This window comes from Pseudomonas sp. HY2-MNA-CIBAN-0224 (assembly GCF_040310285.1).
GTDB lineage: Bacteria > Pseudomonadota > Gammaproteobacteria > Pseudomonadales > Pseudomonadaceae > Aquipseudomonas > Aquipseudomonas helleri.
Map to the genome: position 1 here is coordinate 1 of NZ_JBEOPQ010000858.1, position 240 is coordinate 240.

At 47.1% G+C, this 240-nt stretch carries 1 protein-coding gene; it reads left to right on the plus strand.

Annotation, left to right across the window (positions count from 1 at the left end):
• The coding region (locus tag AAEZ03_RS28695; RefSeq protein WP_350583383.1) for a phosphopantothenoylcysteine decarboxylase domain-containing protein at window positions 1-240 on the plus strand (240 nt) is incomplete at both ends.

Sequence of the window (240 nt, forward strand, 5' to 3'; positions counted from 1 at the left end):
GTATATCTCTGAAGATGAGCATGATCATTCACACGAACACTCACACGAAGATCATCATGCTCATCACCACGGTGACTGTGATTGCAGCGATGAGCACGATGTTGATGCCATGGTTACCAATGATAGCGTGAGAGTCGCAGATGTCTTTATTTCGACGGCGGCGGTTGCTGATTATCGTACTGAAGAGGCTGCCCCGCAAAAAATTAAAAAAACCCAAGATGCCATGACGCTGAGCTTGGT